Origin of the sequence: Streptomyces spinosisporus, assembly GCF_022698145.1 — a bacterium.
GTDB lineage: Bacteria > Actinomycetota > Actinomycetes > Streptomycetales > Streptomycetaceae > Streptomyces > Streptomyces spinosisporus.
In genome coordinates, this window is sequence record NZ_JALDAX010000004.1 from 496034 (window position 1) to 510956 (window position 14923).

16 protein-coding genes are annotated in these 14923 nt (G+C 68.5%); 8 read left to right on the top strand and 8 right to left on the bottom strand.

All coding sequences use genetic code 11. The features are described 5' to 3' along the window. Positions 1–61: 61 nt before the first annotated feature. Positions 62–1501 carry a serine hydrolase domain-containing protein gene (locus MQN93_RS13875; RefSeq protein ID WP_242709702.1) on the top strand — a complete coding sequence of 480 codons (1440 nt, stop codon included), beginning with the start codon at positions 62–64 and terminating at the stop codon, positions 1499–1501. A 59-nt stretch (positions 1502–1560) separates the two neighbouring features. Here the strand turns inward: MQN93_RS13875 and MQN93_RS13880 are convergent, their stop codons facing one another. Next, the gene (locus tag MQN93_RS13880; RefSeq protein WP_242709703.1) at positions 1561–2013 is read right to left on the bottom strand and encodes a GNAT family N-acetyltransferase; all 453 of its coding nucleotides are present in this window, start codon (positions 2011–2013) and stop codon (positions 1561–1563) included. A gap of 78 nt (positions 2014–2091) precedes the next feature. After that, positions 2092–2958 (bottom strand): GNAT family N-acetyltransferase, encoded by an 867-nt coding sequence (locus MQN93_RS13885; protein ID WP_242709704.1) that lies wholly within the window; start codon positions 2956–2958, stop codon positions 2092–2094. Between the two features lie 145 nt (positions 2959–3103). Between MQN93_RS13885 and MQN93_RS13890 the strand changes: the two genes are divergently transcribed. Together MQN93_RS13890 and MQN93_RS13895 are read left to right on the top strand one after the other, a co-directional pair. Further along, complete coding sequence (locus MQN93_RS13890) at positions 3104–3736, top strand: HAD family hydrolase (RefSeq protein WP_242709705.1); 633 nt, start codon at positions 3104–3106, stop codon at positions 3734–3736. A gap of 119 nt (positions 3737–3855) precedes the next feature. Continuing rightward, a complete protein-coding gene (locus tag MQN93_RS13895) occupies positions 3856–5019 on the top strand; it encodes a globin domain-containing protein (protein WP_242709706.1) in 1164 nt (387 codons plus the stop codon). Positions 5020–5059: 40 nt separating this feature from the next. Here the strand turns inward: MQN93_RS13895 and MQN93_RS13900 are convergent, their stop codons facing one another. The 5 genes from MQN93_RS13900 to MQN93_RS13920 form a co-directional block, all read right to left on the bottom strand. Further along, on the bottom strand, positions 5060–5542 hold the full coding sequence (locus tag MQN93_RS13900; RefSeq protein WP_016437009.1) for an NUDIX domain-containing protein: 483 nt from the start codon (positions 5540–5542) through the stop codon (positions 5060–5062). Between the two features lie 88 nt (positions 5543–5630). Then, on the bottom strand, positions 5631–6536 hold the full coding sequence (locus MQN93_RS13905) for a LysR family transcriptional regulator (RefSeq protein WP_242709707.1): 906 nt from the start codon (positions 6534–6536) through the stop codon (positions 5631–5633). A gap of 242 nt (positions 6537–6778) precedes the next feature. Continuing rightward, positions 6779–7930, bottom strand: coding sequence for a cystathionine gamma-lyase (locus MQN93_RS13910; protein WP_242709708.1), 1152 nt, complete (start codon positions 7928–7930; stop codon positions 6779–6781). Beyond that, positions 7927–8418: a low molecular weight protein-tyrosine-phosphatase gene (locus MQN93_RS13915; RefSeq protein WP_242709709.1), complete on the bottom strand. Its 492-nt coding sequence runs from the start codon at positions 8416–8418 to the stop codon at positions 7927–7929. Before MQN93_RS13915 ends, MQN93_RS13910 begins: the two co-directional genes overlap by 4 nt. A 7-nt stretch (positions 8419–8425) precedes the next feature. After that, a complete protein-coding gene (locus tag MQN93_RS13920) occupies positions 8426–8803 on the bottom strand; it encodes a phage holin family protein (protein WP_016437005.1) in 378 nt (125 codons plus the stop codon). 59 nt (positions 8804–8862) lie between these two features. On the opposite strand from MQN93_RS13920, the gene MQN93_RS13925 reads away from it, so the two are divergent. The 4 genes from MQN93_RS13925 to MQN93_RS13940 all read left to right on the top strand — a co-directional run bounded on the left by MQN93_RS13925 (position 8863) and on the right by MQN93_RS13940 (position 11220). Next, positions 8863–9180, top strand: coding sequence for a cupin domain-containing protein (locus tag MQN93_RS13925; RefSeq protein WP_016437004.1), 318 nt, complete (start codon positions 8863–8865; stop codon positions 9178–9180). 164 nt (positions 9181–9344) lie between these two features. Beyond that, entirely contained in the window at positions 9345–9557 is a 213-nt protein-coding gene (locus MQN93_RS13930; protein ID WP_016437003.1) for a DUF5326 family protein, read from the top strand. A 392-nt stretch (positions 9558–9949) separates the two neighbouring features. After that, the gene (locus MQN93_RS13935; protein ID WP_308404313.1) at positions 9950–10684 is read left to right on the top strand and encodes an IclR family transcriptional regulator; all 735 of its coding nucleotides are present in this window, start codon (positions 9950–9952) and stop codon (positions 10682–10684) included. 98 nt (positions 10685–10782) lie between these two features. Continuing rightward, complete coding sequence (locus tag MQN93_RS13940) at positions 10783–11220, top strand: SsgA family sporulation/cell division regulator (protein WP_016437001.1); 438 nt, start codon at positions 10783–10785, stop codon at positions 11218–11220. 161 nt (positions 11221–11381) lie between these two features. Here the strand turns inward: MQN93_RS13940 and MQN93_RS13945 are convergent, their stop codons facing one another. After that, positions 11382–12839, bottom strand: coding sequence for a YibE/F family protein (locus MQN93_RS13945; protein WP_242709711.1), 1458 nt, complete (start codon positions 12837–12839; stop codon positions 11382–11384). Positions 12840–13091: 252 nt separating this feature from the next. On the opposite strand from MQN93_RS13945, the gene thiC reads away from it, so the two are divergent. Further along, positions 13092–14876, top strand: coding sequence for a phosphomethylpyrimidine synthase ThiC (thiC, locus tag MQN93_RS13950; RefSeq protein ID WP_242709712.1), 1785 nt, complete (start codon positions 13092–13094; stop codon positions 14874–14876). Positions 14877–14923: the final 47 nt, after the last annotated feature.

The window sequence follows — 14923 nt, forward strand, 5'->3', positions numbered from 1 at the left end:
ACAGACTCGCGCGACACAAATGCACTCGACGGTCGAGTGCCTCGCGGGATGGACTGGGGGCATGACGACACCTCAGGAAGAGCTGCTCCCTGCTACGCGTCGGGCGCTGCTGCATCGGATCGCCGTGGCTCAGGCCGAAGGACGTGCGCCGTCGTTGACCGCGACGGTGGTCAGGGGCGGGCGGGCCGTGTGGCATGGCGCGCGGACCTCGGTGGACGGGCACGGCCCGGACGAGAACGTGCAGTACCGCATCGGCTCGATCACCAAGACCTTCACCGCAGTTCTGGTCCTGAGGCTGCGCGACGAGGGCGCACTCGACCTCGGTGATCCGCTGGAGAAGCATCTGCCGGGGACCGGGGCGGGGGAGGCGACCGTCGCCGATCTTCTTGCCCATTCGGGCGGACTGGCCGCAGAGTCGCCCGCCCCGTGGTGGGAGCGCACACCGGGGACGCTGCGCCCGGAACTCGCCGACGTCCTGGGCGAGCAGCCCTTCCTTCACCCGGTCGGCCGGCGCTTCCACTACTCGAACCCCGGCTACACCCTGCTGGGCGCCCTGGTGGAGAAGCTGCGTGGGGCCCGGTGGGAGGACGTACTTCGGCGTGAAGTGCTCGAACCCTTGGGCCTCGACCGTACGAGCACTCAGCCGCAGGCTCCCCATGCGGGGGGTTGGGCCGTGCATCCCTGGGCCGACGTCCTGCTGCCCGAGCCCGCCGAGGACCTGGGCCGGATGGCTCCCGCCGGTCAGCTCTGGTCCACCACCGGCGATCTGGCGCGCTTCGCCGTCTTCCTGACGCAGGGCGACGACAGGGTGCTGAGCGCCGAGACGGTGCGGGAGATGCGGGAGCCCGCGGCGCCGTCCGAAGCCGCGGATGTGATGGACGGAGCGGCGTACGGGCTGGGACTGCAGATCCAGCGCCGGGACGGTCGGCTGCTCGTGGGGCACTCCGGCTCACTGCCGGGCTTTCTGGCGAACCTCACCATCAGTGTCGAGGACGATGTCGCGGCGGTGGTGCTGGCCAACTGCACCTCCGGCCCTCTGCTGTCGAGCGTCGGGGCCGACCTTGTGCGGATCGTCGCCGAGGCCGAGCCACGGATTCCCGATCCATGGCGGCCACTGCCTGAAGTAGCGTCGTCCGTACTGGAGTTGGCAGGTCCGTGGTACTGGGGGACCCATGCGTTCGCCCTGCGCCTCTCGGCCGGTGACGGGCTCTCGCTGGGGCCACTGTCGGGCAGTGGCCGCCGTTCACGCTTCAGGGCGAACGGCGACGGCACCTGGACGGGCCTGGAGGGCTACTACGCCGGAGAGCTTCTGAAGCCCGTACGACGCCCGGACGGGACCGTGAGCCATCTGGACCTCGGATCGTTCGTGTTCACGCGCCAGCCCTACGAGGAAGGGGCTCCTGTGCCGGGTGGGGTGGATCCGGAGGGATGGCGGGGGATCGCCCAGTCGCCGACGACCGGCACGCCCCCTGTTTCACGTGAAACATGGCGCACCACGTGACCATGACGCACCACGTGACCATGACGCACCACGTGCACATGAGGCATCACGTCACGGCCTCACAACTGAAGCTTGAAGCCCACGTGTGAGGCCGTGAAGCCGAGCCGCTCATAGAAGCGATGCGCGTCGGTACGGCTGGCGTCCGAGGTCAGCTGGACCAACTGGCAGCCCTGACGCCTGGATTCGTCGATCGCCCACTCGATGAACCGTGTGCCCAGGCCGCTGCCGCGCTCATCGGCATGGACGCGGACACCCTCGATGATCGACCTGGTGGCGCCGCGGCGTGACAGTCCGGGAATGACGGTGAGCTGAAGCGTGCCGACCACACGACCCTCTCGGACCGCGACGACCACATGCTGGCTCGGGTCGGAGGCGAGGCGCTCCCACGCGGTCAGATAGGGCGTGAGATCGTCCGGCGACTCCCGCTGAGCACCCAGCGGGTCGTCGGCGAGCATCGCGACAATGGCGGGCAGGTCGTCCGCCGTAGCGGGCCGTATTTCAAGATCTCCCATGCTCGCACTCTATGCACAGCAGCCCTTGAGGACAGGACTCGGCCCTTGAGGCAGGACTCGGCCCTTGAGGGGCAGGACTCAGCCCGCGGCCACCGTCAGCGGGGCGAAGCGCCTCGTCCAGTCACCGGGCAGGTCCGGGATGCCATAGGTCATCACGGCGTTGAACGCGACGGACGCCAGCCCGCGATCCTTCGCCCAGGCCAGCAGCTCTTCGTGCCGTACGTCGATGTCGGTGCGCAGGGGGCGATCGGTGTGAGCGGCGAGGGAGGTGACGAGAGCTTTCGCCGTCTCCGTGTCCCGGGCGATCAGGGGGCCCACAACATGGTTGTCCATGTTGGGCCAGGCAGCGGCATAGCCGATGAGCCGTCCGTTCTCCTCGGCGACGCGCAGGCGGTCGGCAAAGGCCGGCAGCCGAGTGATGACGTGTGTGCGGTCGGCGCCGAACACCTCTTCGTCGAGCTGGAGGATCGACGGCAGGTCCTCGGCGGTGGCCGCACGCGTGACGACCTCGGACTCCTGCCCGTCTGGCGTGAAGTGTCCTCTCAGCATCTCGGCGCGACCGGTGACCTTGAAGCCGATCTGCTCATAGAGCGGGCGACCGTTGGGGGTCGCGTGCAGGGTCAGCGGGGTGGTCCCCATCGCCGCGATGACGTGCTGCATCAGACGACGTCCGACGCCTTGGCGGGCGTGGCGTTCGGCGACCAGCACCATGCCGATGGCCGCGAGAGAGGGATGGTCCTGTGGCCCGTACTCAGTGACGACACAGGCGCTGACGAGGCCCCCGTCGGGGTCGTCGATGCCGTATCCCTGCCCGGCCGTGAGGAGGAGTCCCCATTTGTGCTCCTCACGTGGCCACCCCCGATCCTCGGACAAGTCGGCGCAGGCGGTGAGATCGCGAAGCGTCAGACGGCGGATGGGAAAAAGAGGGAGGGAATCAGTCGGCACGCGGGTCAGGCTGTCCGACGGTGGCGCTTGCCGTCCACCTGTTTACGTCGAGAAGCAGGAGCTTTTGGCCATGTCGTGGCCACGTGCACAGGTCCCGGACAGCAGTCGGTGTTTCACGTGAAACGTTGGATTAGCCTCAGACTCCATGGCGAGACTTCATCTCTTCGACCTCGACGGCACGTTGCTCAAAGGTACGACGGCGCCCGTGGAGATCTCACGGCAGTTGGGGCTGGAAGCCGAGACCGTGGCGCTCGACCGGGCGATCTCGGAGGGGCTCATAGGGCCTCCGGAGTATGCGGCTCAGGTGTACACGCTCTGGGCGGATCTCACCGAGGCACATGTGGCGGCGGCTTTTGAGGGCGCCCCGTGGCTGGAACGCATCCGTGAAGTATGGGCGGAAATTCGGCGAGTGGGCGATTACTGCGCCGTGGTGTCGCTCTCACCCTCCTTCTTTGTCGAGCGGCTCATCGGCTGGGGAGCGCACGCGACTTATGGATCCCGGTTTCCGGCGGTGCCGTTCACCGAGCCCGTGGATCCGACCGGAGTTCTCAATGCCGCGGCCAAGGTGGAGATCGCCGCCCGGTTGTGCCGGGAGTTCGGAGTGGCGAGCGCGGACTGCATTGCCTATGGCGACTCGTTGTCGGACAGGGACCTGTTCGGTTCGGTTCCGGTCTCCGTCGCGGTCAATGCGGACCGTCATGTGGCGGATATCGCCACACATTCGTACGTGGGTGGGGATCTGTGGGAGGCCTATGAATTGGTGCGTTCCATGGGTTGAACGCGGCCGGGATTCTAACGGGTCGCAGAGATCGAAGGCTCGCCTTCACGGTTGTGCGCGGGCATTCATGTGTGCGGTGGGACGCTTCGGAGAGAGGCAGTTGACATGAATGGCACACCATGGACGCTCCGACCGAGCAGCCCCACGCCGCGGTAAGAGCCCGAAGCCCGTCACGGGACTCCTTGCTCATCCGCCGGACGATGGCAGAGGTGACACCCGTCGCCGAACAGGTCACCTCGTACTTCTACGCGATGCTCTTCGTCCGCCGCCCCGACCTTCGCTCACTGTTCCCGGCCGCGATGGACATGCAGCGCGACCGGTTGTTCAGGGCTCTGCTCCGAGCTGCCGAGCACATCGACGACACCGAGGCGCTCCTCGCCCATCTGCAGAGTCTCGGCCGAGGTCACCGCAAGTACGGCACCAGAGCCGAGGACTACCCGACGGTCGGCGAGTGCCTCATCGGCGCACTGAACCGCTACGCCTCCCGCAGTTGGAACGCGGAGACGGAGGAGGCCTGGGTCCGGGCGTACACGAAGATCTCGCAGATCATGATCGATGCCGCGGCGGCGGACGAGCTGTGTGCCCCGGCATGGTGGTGCGCCGAGATCGTCGCGCACGATCGCAGGACTTCGGACGTGGCTGTGATCACGGTCCGCCCCGACCGGCCCTACCCCTTCCTCGCCGGTCAGTACACAAGCCTGGAGACGCCGTGGTGGCCGCGGATCTGGCGGCACTACTCCTTCGCCTCGACACCCCGCTCCGACGGCCTGCTGACGTTCCATGTGAAAGCTGTGCCCGCGGGCTGGGTCTCGACCGCCCTGGTGCATCGCGCCCGCCTCGGCGACACCATCCGTCTCGGTCCGCCGGCCGGTTCGATGACCGTCGACCACACCACCGACTGCGGACTGCTGTGCCTGGGCGGCGGCACCGGCATAGCGCCCATCGAGGCACTGATCGAGGACGTGGCTGAACACGGTGAGCGGCGGCCGGTCGAGGTGTTCTACGGCGCCCGTACCGACCATGACCTGTATGACATCGACACCCTGCTCAGGCTCCAGCAGTCCCACGCGTGGCTCTCGGTCCGCGCGGTCGTCGACCAGCAGGCGCGGCTTCGTCTTCCGGACGTCATCCGCGAACACGGGCCGTGGAACGGGTTCGACGCCTATCTCTCGGGCCCGCCCGGCATGATCCGCAGCGGGGTGGACGCCCTCAAAAACATCGGCACCCCGTCGGAGCGCATACGGCACGACTCAGTGGAAGGGCCGGCCGTCGCACGGGGCTGACGGCTGGCGGGCGTCAGGTGGCGGGCGCGGGTCCTGTGCGTCAGCCCAGGTCCGGTGCGTGCATGGCGCGTACGCCCTCGATGTTGCCGTCCAGGTAGTGCCGCAGCGACAGCGGCACCAGATGCACGGAGGCGATCCCGACACGGGTGAACGGCACCCGTACGATCTCGTACTCGCCGGCGGGCTCGTCCACTTCGGGGCCGTGCCGCAACGACGGGTCCATGGACTCCAGGTGGCAGACGAAGAAGTGCTGCACCTTCACCCCGGTCGCACCGCCGTCGTCGCCGATGTGCTCCACGGTGTCCACGAAGCAGGGCACCACGTCGGTGATCTTGGCGCCGAGCTCCTCGTACACCTCGCGGTGCAGGGCGTCGACGACGGTCGAGTCGCTGGGCTCGACGCCGCCACCGGGGGTGACCCAGTAGGGATCGACGCCGGGCTTGGTGCGCTTGATCAGGATCAGGTCGTCGCCGTCCAGCAGGACGGCACGGGCGGTGCGCTTGACCACGGGTCGGACGGTCATGGGGGAAATGTGGCCCGGTTGGTTCCACGTGAAACATAGCCGGATGTCATCGGCCGCAATCACGCCGTGACCACCGGGAAAGGGCAGGTCAGCACCAGTCCGCCGCGGATCGCAGCAGCCATTCGTGAGCCCGTGCGATGTGGGGCATCGCGAGGGTGCCGGTGCGCACCGCCAGGAAGTACGTCCGCAGCGGAGGAACCGCCGGCTCGTGCAGGGCGACGATGTCCCCGCGTTCCAGAGCCGCCCCACACAGATAGCGGGGCAGTACCGCGAGCCCCGCACCCGCGACGGCGCAGGCGAGGACCGCACGCAGGTCCGGCACGATGACGGTGCCCGGGGCGGCAGGACGGGAGTCGAAGACGGAGGCCCAGTAGCGGGAGACGAAGGGCAGCGACTCATGCACCTCGATGACGGGGACGTCTTCCAGAGCGGGTGCTCCTTTGCGATCCGGATTTTCCAAGCCGATCTGTTCGGCCCGGAGCGGAGCGGCGACCAGGACGTGTTCCTCGTCGCAGAGCGGAGTCGCCGTCAGCAGGGCGCCGCGCGGATGAGCCGTACTGATGGCCAGATCGTGATGCCCGGCGGCCAGCCCTTCCAGGGTTTCCTCGGCATTTCCGAAGGAGGCGCGCAGGGCGAAGCCCTGGCCGTCCTCGCCGGTCAGCTTCGTGAGGGCGGGCAGCGCCCGCTCGGCGGTGAACTCGGGGGGACCGGCCAGATGCAGCGTGCGTAAGGAGGACTCGTCGTCGATGCCGGTCTCGGCGATCTCCACCAGGGCGTCCAGATGCGGAGCGGCCTTGTGCGCGAGCTCGTCACCGATGGTCGTCGGCGTGACCCCGCGAGCCTGCCGAAGAAAAAGAGGGCGCCCCAACTGCCGTTCCAGCGTGCGGATCTGTGAGGTCACGGCCGGCTGCGACAGACCGAGCAGGGCGGCGGCGCGGGTGAAGGAGCCGGCCCGGTGCACGGTCACGAAAGTGCGCAGCAAGGCCAGATCCATGGTTCGCCCTCCCCAGTTCCCTGCCCCTCTCCCGGCCCCCAAGGCAGGGCCCAACTATAAATAAGTCGATAGGTCTCTGTCGCTACTGTGATTGGACACTGACACAGAGTCAACTAGCCTTGTTCGCGCGGTTCTTCGCGCGCAGAACCGAGGACGGTCCGAGCCACGAGGGGGGAGGCTCGGACCGTCCGTTGTGCGTAGCGAGGGCCGGATCGGGCGCCGTAAAGCAGGTTCCGACGCTGTCATCGCGCCGACTCCTCCAGCGCGCGCAGCACATCCGCCACCAGGTCCTCGGAGTCCTCGGCGCCGACCGAGAAGCGAATGAACCCCTCCGGCACCGCGTCCCCGCCCCAGCGTCCGCGCCGCTCGGCCGTGGACCGCACCCCGCCGAAGCTGGTCGCGTCGTCCACGAGCCGCAGCGCGTCGAGAAAACGCTCGGCACGCGCGCGCGTGGGCAGCGTGAAGGACACCACGCACCCGTAGCGGCGCATCTGCTGCGAGGCGATCTTGTGCGAGGGGTCGTCGGGGAGCCCCGGGTAGCGCAGCCCGGTCACCTCCGGCCGGGCCCGCAGTGCCTCGGCGAGCGTGAGAGCCGTCGCGCACTGCCGGTCGACGCGCAGCTGGAGCGTGGCGATCGAACGGTGCGCGAGCCAGGCCTCCATGGGCCCGGGGATCGCACCGACGATCTTGCGCCAGCGTCGTACGGCGGCCATGGCCTCGGCGTCGCGGCCGACGACGTAGCCGAGCAGTACGTCCCCGTGTCCGGTGAGCTGCTTGGTGCCGCTGGCCACGGCGAAGTCGGCACCGAGATCCAGCGGACGCTGCCCCAGTGGTGTGGCCAGCGTGTTGTCGACGGCGACAAGCGCGCCACGCGCGTGTGCCGCCTCAGCGAGGCGCCGGACGTCGCACACGTCGAGCCCCGGGTTCGAGGGCGTCTCCAGCCACAGCAGCCCGGCGCCGTCGAGGACGTCGAGCTGCGCGTCCTGGCCGGTCGGCGCGGTCCGCACCTCAATGCCGTACGCCTCCAGCTGCGCGCGCACCAGGGGCAGCGCCTGATAGCCGTCGCTGGGCAGCACGACCGCGTCCCCGGCGCGCAGCTGGGAGAACAGCACGGACGAGACGGCGGCCATGCCGGAGGCGAAGACGAGTGTCTCGACGTCCGCCTGCCCGGGCGCCTCCAGCTCTCCGATCGCCCGCTCCAGCAGCGTCCAGGTGGGGTTCTCGTCGCGGCCGTAGGTGTAGGGGCCGCCCACCTCGCCCGGCAGATGGAAGTGGGCGGCGAACACCGGTCCGGGCAGGGTCGGCTCGTTCTTGACCGGCTCGGGCAGGCCTGCCCGCACCGCGCGCGTGCCGTCCCCGTCGCCCGAAGGCCCGCCCTCAGCGGAATCACTCATGCCGCCTGTCCCTCCACGTGCGCGCGTACCGCGGCGAGGAGGCCCTCGCTCGCCGCCTCCACCATCTCAAGGCACTCCTCGAATCCGTCCATGCCCCCGTAGTACGGGTCCGGCACATCGAGGTCGTCGCCGGCCGCGGTGTCGTAGGAACGCAGCAGCCGCACCTTGTCCGCGTCCTGCGGTGTGGGTGCGAGGCGGCGCAGGGCCCTGAGATGGCCGGAGTCCAGGGCGATGACGAGGTCGAGGCGGGAGAACCACGACGCCTCGAACCGGCGCGCCCGGTGCTCCGTCCCGTAGCCGCTCTCCCGCAGGACGGAGACGGTGCGCGGGTCGGCGCCGTCGCCCTCGTGCCAGCCGCCGGTGCCGGCGCTGTCGACCTCGACCAGGCCGTCGAGCCCGGCCTCCGCGACGCGGGCCCGGAAGACGGACTCGGCCATCGGGGAGCGGCAGATGTTGCCGGTGCAGACGAAACAGACGCGGTAGGCCATCGTGTGCTCAGTCCTCGTCGGGCAGGACGACGTGCAGCGCCCACGAGACGATGGAGACGATCAGGCCGCCCAGCACCGCGGTCCAGAAGCCCTCCACGTGGAAACTCAGGTCGAGCTTGCCGGCCAGCCACGAAGTGAGCATCAGCATCAGGGCGTTGACGACCAGGGTGAACAGGCCCAGGGTCAGGATGAGCAACGGCAGGCTCAGGAGCTTCACGATCGGCTTGACCAGGAAGTTCACCAGGCCGAAGATCAGCGCGACGATGATCAGGGTGCCGGCCTTCTTGCCCGTGCTGTCACCGGTGAGGGTGATCTTGTCGAGCAGCCATACGGCAACCGCCAGGGCACCCGCGTTGGCGATCGTCTTGACTACGAAATTCTTCATGTGTCTGATCGTGGCAGACGAGATCGGTCACGAGCAGCGGGGCGAGGGCGACAACTGCGATGAAGGCATTCCGGCTGGACGAACTTGAGGCGGAACGTGCCGCCAATGAGGGCGCCTACCTGCAGTTTCTGCGTGAGCGGAACATGTCCGTCGGGCTGTACGCCCTCAATGCCGGTGAACATGATCCACAGAAGCCTCACAACCAGGACGAGGTCTACTTCGTCGTGAGCGGCCGCGCCTCGATCACCGTCGGCCTGGAGACCACCGAGGTCGCGCGCGGCAGCGTGGTGTACGTGCCGGCGGGTGTGGCCCACAAGTTCCATCACATCAGCGAGGACCTGCGGGTCCTCGTCGTCTTCTCTCCGCCGGAGAGCTGAGGCGGACTCTCGGGGTTCCCTAGGGGTTCGATCAGGGGAGGACAAGGGGTGCGAGGGCCCCGCCGGCACCCCCGGCGGCTCTAGCATCGAGTGCAGGACGTCAATGGACCCTGCACAGATGGACCCCTGCACAGCAGTCGGGCCGAGAGCGAAGGACGAGAGCAATGGGAGAGATCTTCGGCGGACTGCCGTGGTGGGTGAAGTGGATCGCGGTGCCGGTCATCGCCCTGGTCGTGTTCGGCGGGCTGATAGCCAGCGTCGTGGGCTTCGTCATCGGGCTGCTGTTCAAGGCGCTGGTCTTCGTGGCGCTGGTCGGCGGGCTGATCTATGTCGTACGAAAGTTCATGTCGAACTCCTCCTCACGCAGCGACTGGTGAGGCCCCCGGGAAACCGGTGATCGGTAACAGGAATCACCGGTTCCCTCGCGCGAGGGAAGATTTCCGGACAGGCCGTCTCGAGACGGCCGCGGGCCATTAGAGTCCGGAAATCGACGCGGGGACCACCCCGCGAGCGGCGTACACCCCCACCCGTGTTCTCCGGCACGGCTGCCCCCTCGCGCTTTCGGGAGTGACCCTTGGCCACGGCAGACACCGCACTCACCAACAGCCACGCACCCCACGCCCCGCCCCCCGGACATTGTTTCCGGCCCCCCGAGCAGCCGGGGCCCTCGACGCAGGAGCGCACCACCGCTCTGCCGCCTGGCCCGCCGGCATCTTTGGCGCAGCCGTCCCCGGCAGCGGATTCCACGTCTTCGCAGTCCGCGACCCTCATCGGATCCGTCCAGCGCGCGATGCGCCTGCTGGAGTGCGTCGCGCGGCACGCGTACGGAGCTCCCGCGAAGCAGCTGGCCCGCGAGACCGGCCTGGCGCTTCCCACCGCGTACCACCTGCTGCGCACCCTGGTCCACGAGGGCTATCTGAGCCGGGACAAGGGCCTGTTCTTCCTCGGCGACGCGGCCGAGCGGCTGAGCAGCAACGGAGCCCAGCAGAAACGTCGCAGCACGATCGTCGACGCGCTCGCGCGCTGGCGCGACGCCATCGGTGTGCCTGTGTACTACGCGGTCTACCGGGAGGGCGAGATCGAGGTCATGTGCGTCTCCGACACCCCGGGCAACCCGGCGGTCGAGGAGTGGGCCGACTTCCGCGAGACGGCGCACGCGCATGCGATCGGCCAGTGCCTGCTCGCACAGCTGGACGACGACGCCCGCCGTGACCATCTCGACCGCTATCCCGTGCAGTCCATCACCCCGTACACCGTCCGTGACAGTCAGACCCTGCTCAGACGGCTGGAGCGGACACGGCGGATGGAGCCGGTGACGGAGCGGCAGGAGTACGCCCTGGGGACGGTCTGCGCAGCCCTCCCGCTCACGGTGGGCACGACGGCCGCGACGCTGGCCATCTCCCTGCCCGCGCATCAGGCCGACCGGCTGGTGTCCGCGGTCGATCAACTGCAGCGTGAGATCGGGCGGCTGATGGGGACGCTGGCGCTCTCTATCAGTATCTGAAAACTCACTCCTTGTGATCTGCCGTGTACTTTCAGCAAGATGCCATCAGTGTCAGGGGATCATTCCCAGCCGATCGGCTTCATATGACGGGGTAGGCGATGCGCGAGTCCGTGCAGGCAGAGGTCATGATGAGCTTTCTCGTCTCAGAGGAGCTCTCGTTCCGCATCCCGGTGGAACTGCGCTACGAGACCTGCGATCCGTATGCCGTACGACTGACCTTCCACCTGCCCGGTGATGCGCCGGTGACCTGGGCGTTCGGCCGTGAATTGCTGGTCGACGGAGTGGGCGGGCCGTGCGGGGAGGGCGATGTGCGTGTCTCTCCGGCCGAACCGGACTCGCTGACCGAGGTGCTGATCCGGCTTCAGGTCGGCCGCGACCAGGCGCTGTTCCGCTCGTCCACCGCGCCCCTCATCGCCTTTCTCGACCGCACCGACAAGCTGGTGCCACTCGGCCAGGAGGGCGCCCTCGACGACTTCGACGCCCACCTCGACGAGGCACTGGACCGCATCCTCGCGGAGGAACAGAGCGCGGGCTGAGCGGGGATCCGATCAGATAGTGGGCGTAACGCTTCTGCCCGGGGCCGGGGGTGCTGTGACGCTTCTGCCCGGGGCCGGGGGTGCTGTGACGCCATTTCCTGTACGGGCAGCGAGAGGGCGCCCGTCTCCGGAGGCGCCGTGTGCCGCGGCGCCCGCCCGGCTCAGCGCTTGCGGCGTCGGCCCCGGCCCGGGCGCGCCGGAGCAGGTACGGCACCTGCGGTCCCTGCCGCCGCCACCGTGCCCGCTGTCGCCGTGTGCGGACCCGGACGGTCGGCGGCGACCACCAGCGCCGCGAGCAGCGTCGTGACCGGTACCGAAGCGACCAGGCCGATCGAGCCCACCAGCGTGCGCACGATCTCCTCCGCCACCAGCTCGCTGTTGGCGACCGTCCCCACGCCGCTCTGCGCGATGGAGAACAGCAGCAGCAACGGCAGCGCGGCGCCCGCGTAGGCGAGGACGAGGGTGTTGACGACGGACGCGATGTGGTCGCGGCCGATGCGGATGCCCGCCCGGTACAGCTGCCGCCAGCCCATCGAGGGATTGGCCTCGTGCAGCTCCCAGACGGCCGAGGTCTGGGTGACCGTCACGTCGTCGAGGACACCGAGCGAGCCGATGATGACGCCCGCGAGCAGCAGACCGCTCATGTCGATCGACGGATACAGACCGTGGATGAGGCCGGTGTTGTCGTCCGTGTTGCCGGTCAGCGCGGCCCAGCCGATGAACCCGGAGCCGAGCAGGCCGATCAGTACGAGCGAGAGCAGAGTGCCGAGGACCGCCACGGAGGTACGGGCCGACAGGCCGTGGCACAGGTAGAGGGCGATCAGCATGATGGCGCTCGACCCGACCACCGCCACCAGCAGCGGGTTCGAACCCTGCAGGATCGCCGGCAGGATGAAGAAGGTCAGCACCAGGAAGCTGACGGCCAGCGCGACCAGCGCCATGATGCCGCGCAGCCGGCCCACCACCACGACGGCGAGCGCGAAGATGCCGGCGAGCAGGGCCATGGGGAACCTGCGGTTCACGTCGGTGACCGAGTACTGCAGGTCCTTGGGCGCGGAGGGCTCGTAGGCGGCCACGACCTTCTCGCCCTCGTGCAGCTGCCGCGACTGGTCGGGCTGGACGATCTCGGTGAAGGTACGGCCCTTGTCGCTGCCCGTGTCGACGCGGATCGTCGCCTTCTTGCAGGTGCCCTTCGCCTGCTGCTGGGCCGAGGAGCCCTCGGCGGTGGAGGTGTCACCGGTCGGGGTCCCGCCCGAGGCGTTGACGGACTTGCAGCTCACGCTCACGACTTCGGTGACCGTCGCCTGTTGGGTCTGCCGGTCGAAGCCCACACCGGTGCGCTCGTGCGGCGGGGCACCGCCGGGCCACAGCACCACGAGCCCGACGACCACGGCGGCGGTGAACGGGATGAGGATCGCGGCGATGACCTTGCGCAGATGCCGGGAGACAGGGGCGGCCGGGCCGTGGCTGTGCGTATGGCCGTGCCCGGAACCGTGGCCGTGCCCCGGGTCGGGACCGTGGCCGTGACCGCCCTCAGGGCCGTGGCCATGACCGTTCTCGGAGCCGTGTCCGCGCGGCGGCTCCGGCGGCGGGTACGGGTACTGCTCTGTCGTGGTCACCGCCAGATCATCGCAAGAACACCAAGGCCCCCTGTTCAGCTCGCCCGAATTGACGCTAGCGTGGAGGCACCTTTGCACACGCGGGAGCTCGGAGCACCGGGCTGAGAGGGCGCTGACCTCCGTCAGAGCGATGTTTCACGTGGAACATCACCGAACTCGGGTGATGTTCCCCACGAGACGTCGACAGACGGATACCGCTGCGTCGACCGCCGAACCTGTTACCGGGTAATGCCGGCGTAGGGAGTAGGTCTCATGACCAACAAGGACGCACGCACGCCTGCCTCCAGCCAGGGTGAACAGCGCCAGGAGGCCGGGAAGTCCATCGGCTGGCACAAGGCATACATCGCGGGCTCACGCCCCGATCTGCAGGTGCCGGTCCGTCAGGTGCACCTCACCAACGGGCAGTCGGTCACGCTGTACGACACCTCCGGCCCGTACACCGATCCGCTCACCGACACCGATGTCCGACGGGGGCTCGCCCCGCTCCGCGAGAACTGGATCATCGCCCGCGGTGACACCGAGGAGTACGCGGGGCGCCCCGTCCGTCCGGAGGACGACGGCATCAAGCACACCTCGCCGCGTGGAGGGCTGCGCAATCTCGACGCGGTCTTCCCCGGGCGTCCGCGTCAGCCACGTCGCGGACGTGCCGGTCAGGCCGTCACACAACTCGCGTATGCGCGCCGGGGTGAGGTCACGCCCGAGATGGAGTTCGTGGCCCTGCGGGAGAACGTCTCGCCCGAGGTGGTCCGCGAGGAGATCGCGGCGGGCCGCGCGGTGCTGCCCGCGAACGTCAACCACCCCGAGATCGAGCCGATGATCATCGGTAAGCGGTTCCTGGTGAAGGTCAACGCCAACATCGGGAACTCCGCGGTGACGTCCTCCATCGAGGAGGAGGTCGAGAAGATGACCTGGGCGACCCGCTGGGGCGCCGACACGGTCATGGACCTGTCCACCGGCCGCAATATCCACACGACCCGTGAATGGGTGCTGCGCAACTCCCCCGTGCCCATCGGCACGGTGCCGCTCTATCAGGCGCTGGAGAAGGTCGACGGCCGCGCCGAGGAGCTGACCTGGGAGATCTACAAGGACACGGTCATCGAACAGGCCGAGCAGGGCGTGGACTACATGACGGTGCACGCGGGCGTGCGCCTGCCGTTCGTCCCGCTGACCGCGAACCGCAAGACCGGGATCGTCTCGCGCGGCGGCTCGATCATGGCCGCCTGGTGCCTCGCGCACCACAAGGAGTCGTTCCTCTACGAGAACTTCGAGGAGCTCTGCGAGATCCTCGCGGCGTACGACGTCACGTACTCGCTGGGCGACGGCCTGCGGCCCGGTTCGATCGCGGACGCCAACGACGAGGCGCAGTTCGCCGAACTGCGGACTCTCGGGGAACTCAACCAGATCGCCAAGCGTTTGAACGTACAGACCATGATCGAGGGCCCGGGACACGTCCCGATGCACAAGATCAAGGAGAACATCGACCTTCAGCAGGAGATCTGCGATGAAGCTCCGTTCTATACGCTCGGCCCGCTGACGACGGACGTCGCGCCGGCGTACGACCACATCACCTCCGGCATCGGTGCCGCGATGATCGCCTGGTGGGGCACGGCCATGCTCTGCTATGTCACGCCCAAGGAACACCTGGGCCTGCCCAACCGTGACGACGTCAAGACCGGCGTCATCACCTACAAGATCGCCGCCCACGCAGCCGACCTCGCCAAGGGGCACCCCGGTGCGCAGGAATGGGACGACGCGCTGTCCGACGCCCGCTTCGAGTTCCGGTGGGAGGACCAGTTCAACCTCGCCCTGGACCCCGACACGGCACGGGAGTTCCACGACGAGACCCTCCCGGCGGAGCCGGCCAAGACGGCTCACTTCTGCTCGATGTGCGGGCCGAAGTTCTGCTCCATGAAAATCTCCCAGGACATCCGCCGCGAACACGGCGGCAGCCGGGTCGAGATCGAGGAGGGCATGGCCCAGAAGTCGAAGGAGTTCGCGGCGAGCGGGAACAGGGTGTACCTGCCGCTGGCTGAGTGATCCGTCCCTCTACGGAACGGCCCGCGACTCATGGAGCATTCGCGGGC

Bases quoted from the DNA above. Each gene is read 5' to 3' on its own strand.
- MQN93_RS13875 (WP_242709702.1), top strand. From the start codon at position 62: ATGACGACACCTCAGGAAGAGCTGCTCCCTGCTACGCGTCGGGCGCTG.
- MQN93_RS13880 (WP_242709703.1), bottom strand. From the start codon at position 2,013: ATGGGAGATCTTGAAATACGGCCCGCTACGGCGGACGACCTGCCCGCC.
- MQN93_RS13890 (WP_242709705.1), top strand. From the start codon at position 3,104: ATGGCGAGACTTCATCTCTTCGACCTCGACGGCACGTTGCTCAAAGGT.
- MQN93_RS13895 (WP_242709706.1), top strand. From the start codon at position 3,856: ATGGACGCTCCGACCGAGCAGCCCCACGCCGCGGTAAGAGCCCGAAGC.
- MQN93_RS13900 (WP_016437009.1), bottom strand. From the start codon at position 5,542: ATGACCGTCCGACCCGTGGTCAAGCGCACCGCCCGTGCCGTCCTGCTG.
- MQN93_RS13905 (WP_242709707.1), bottom strand. From the start codon at position 6,536: ATGGATCTGGCCTTGCTGCGCACTTTCGTGACCGTGCACCGGGCCGGC.
- MQN93_RS13910 (WP_242709708.1), bottom strand. From the start codon at position 7,930: ATGAGTGATTCCGCTGAGGGCGGGCCTTCGGGCGACGGGGACGGCACG.
- MQN93_RS13915 (WP_242709709.1), bottom strand. From the start codon at position 8,418: ATGGCCTACCGCGTCTGTTTCGTCTGCACCGGCAACATCTGCCGCTCC.
- MQN93_RS13920 (WP_016437005.1), bottom strand. From the start codon at position 8,803: ATGAAGAATTTCGTAGTCAAGACGATCGCCAACGCGGGTGCCCTGGCG.
- MQN93_RS13925 (WP_016437004.1), top strand. From the start codon at position 8,863: ATGAAGGCATTCCGGCTGGACGAACTTGAGGCGGAACGTGCCGCCAAT.
- MQN93_RS13930 (WP_016437003.1), top strand. From the start codon at position 9,345: ATGGGAGAGATCTTCGGCGGACTGCCGTGGTGGGTGAAGTGGATCGCG.
- MQN93_RS13940 (WP_016437001.1), top strand. From the start codon at position 10,783: ATGCGCGAGTCCGTGCAGGCAGAGGTCATGATGAGCTTTCTCGTCTCA.
- thiC (WP_242709712.1), top strand. From the start codon at position 13,092: ATGACCAACAAGGACGCACGCACGCCTGCCTCCAGCCAGGGTGAACAG.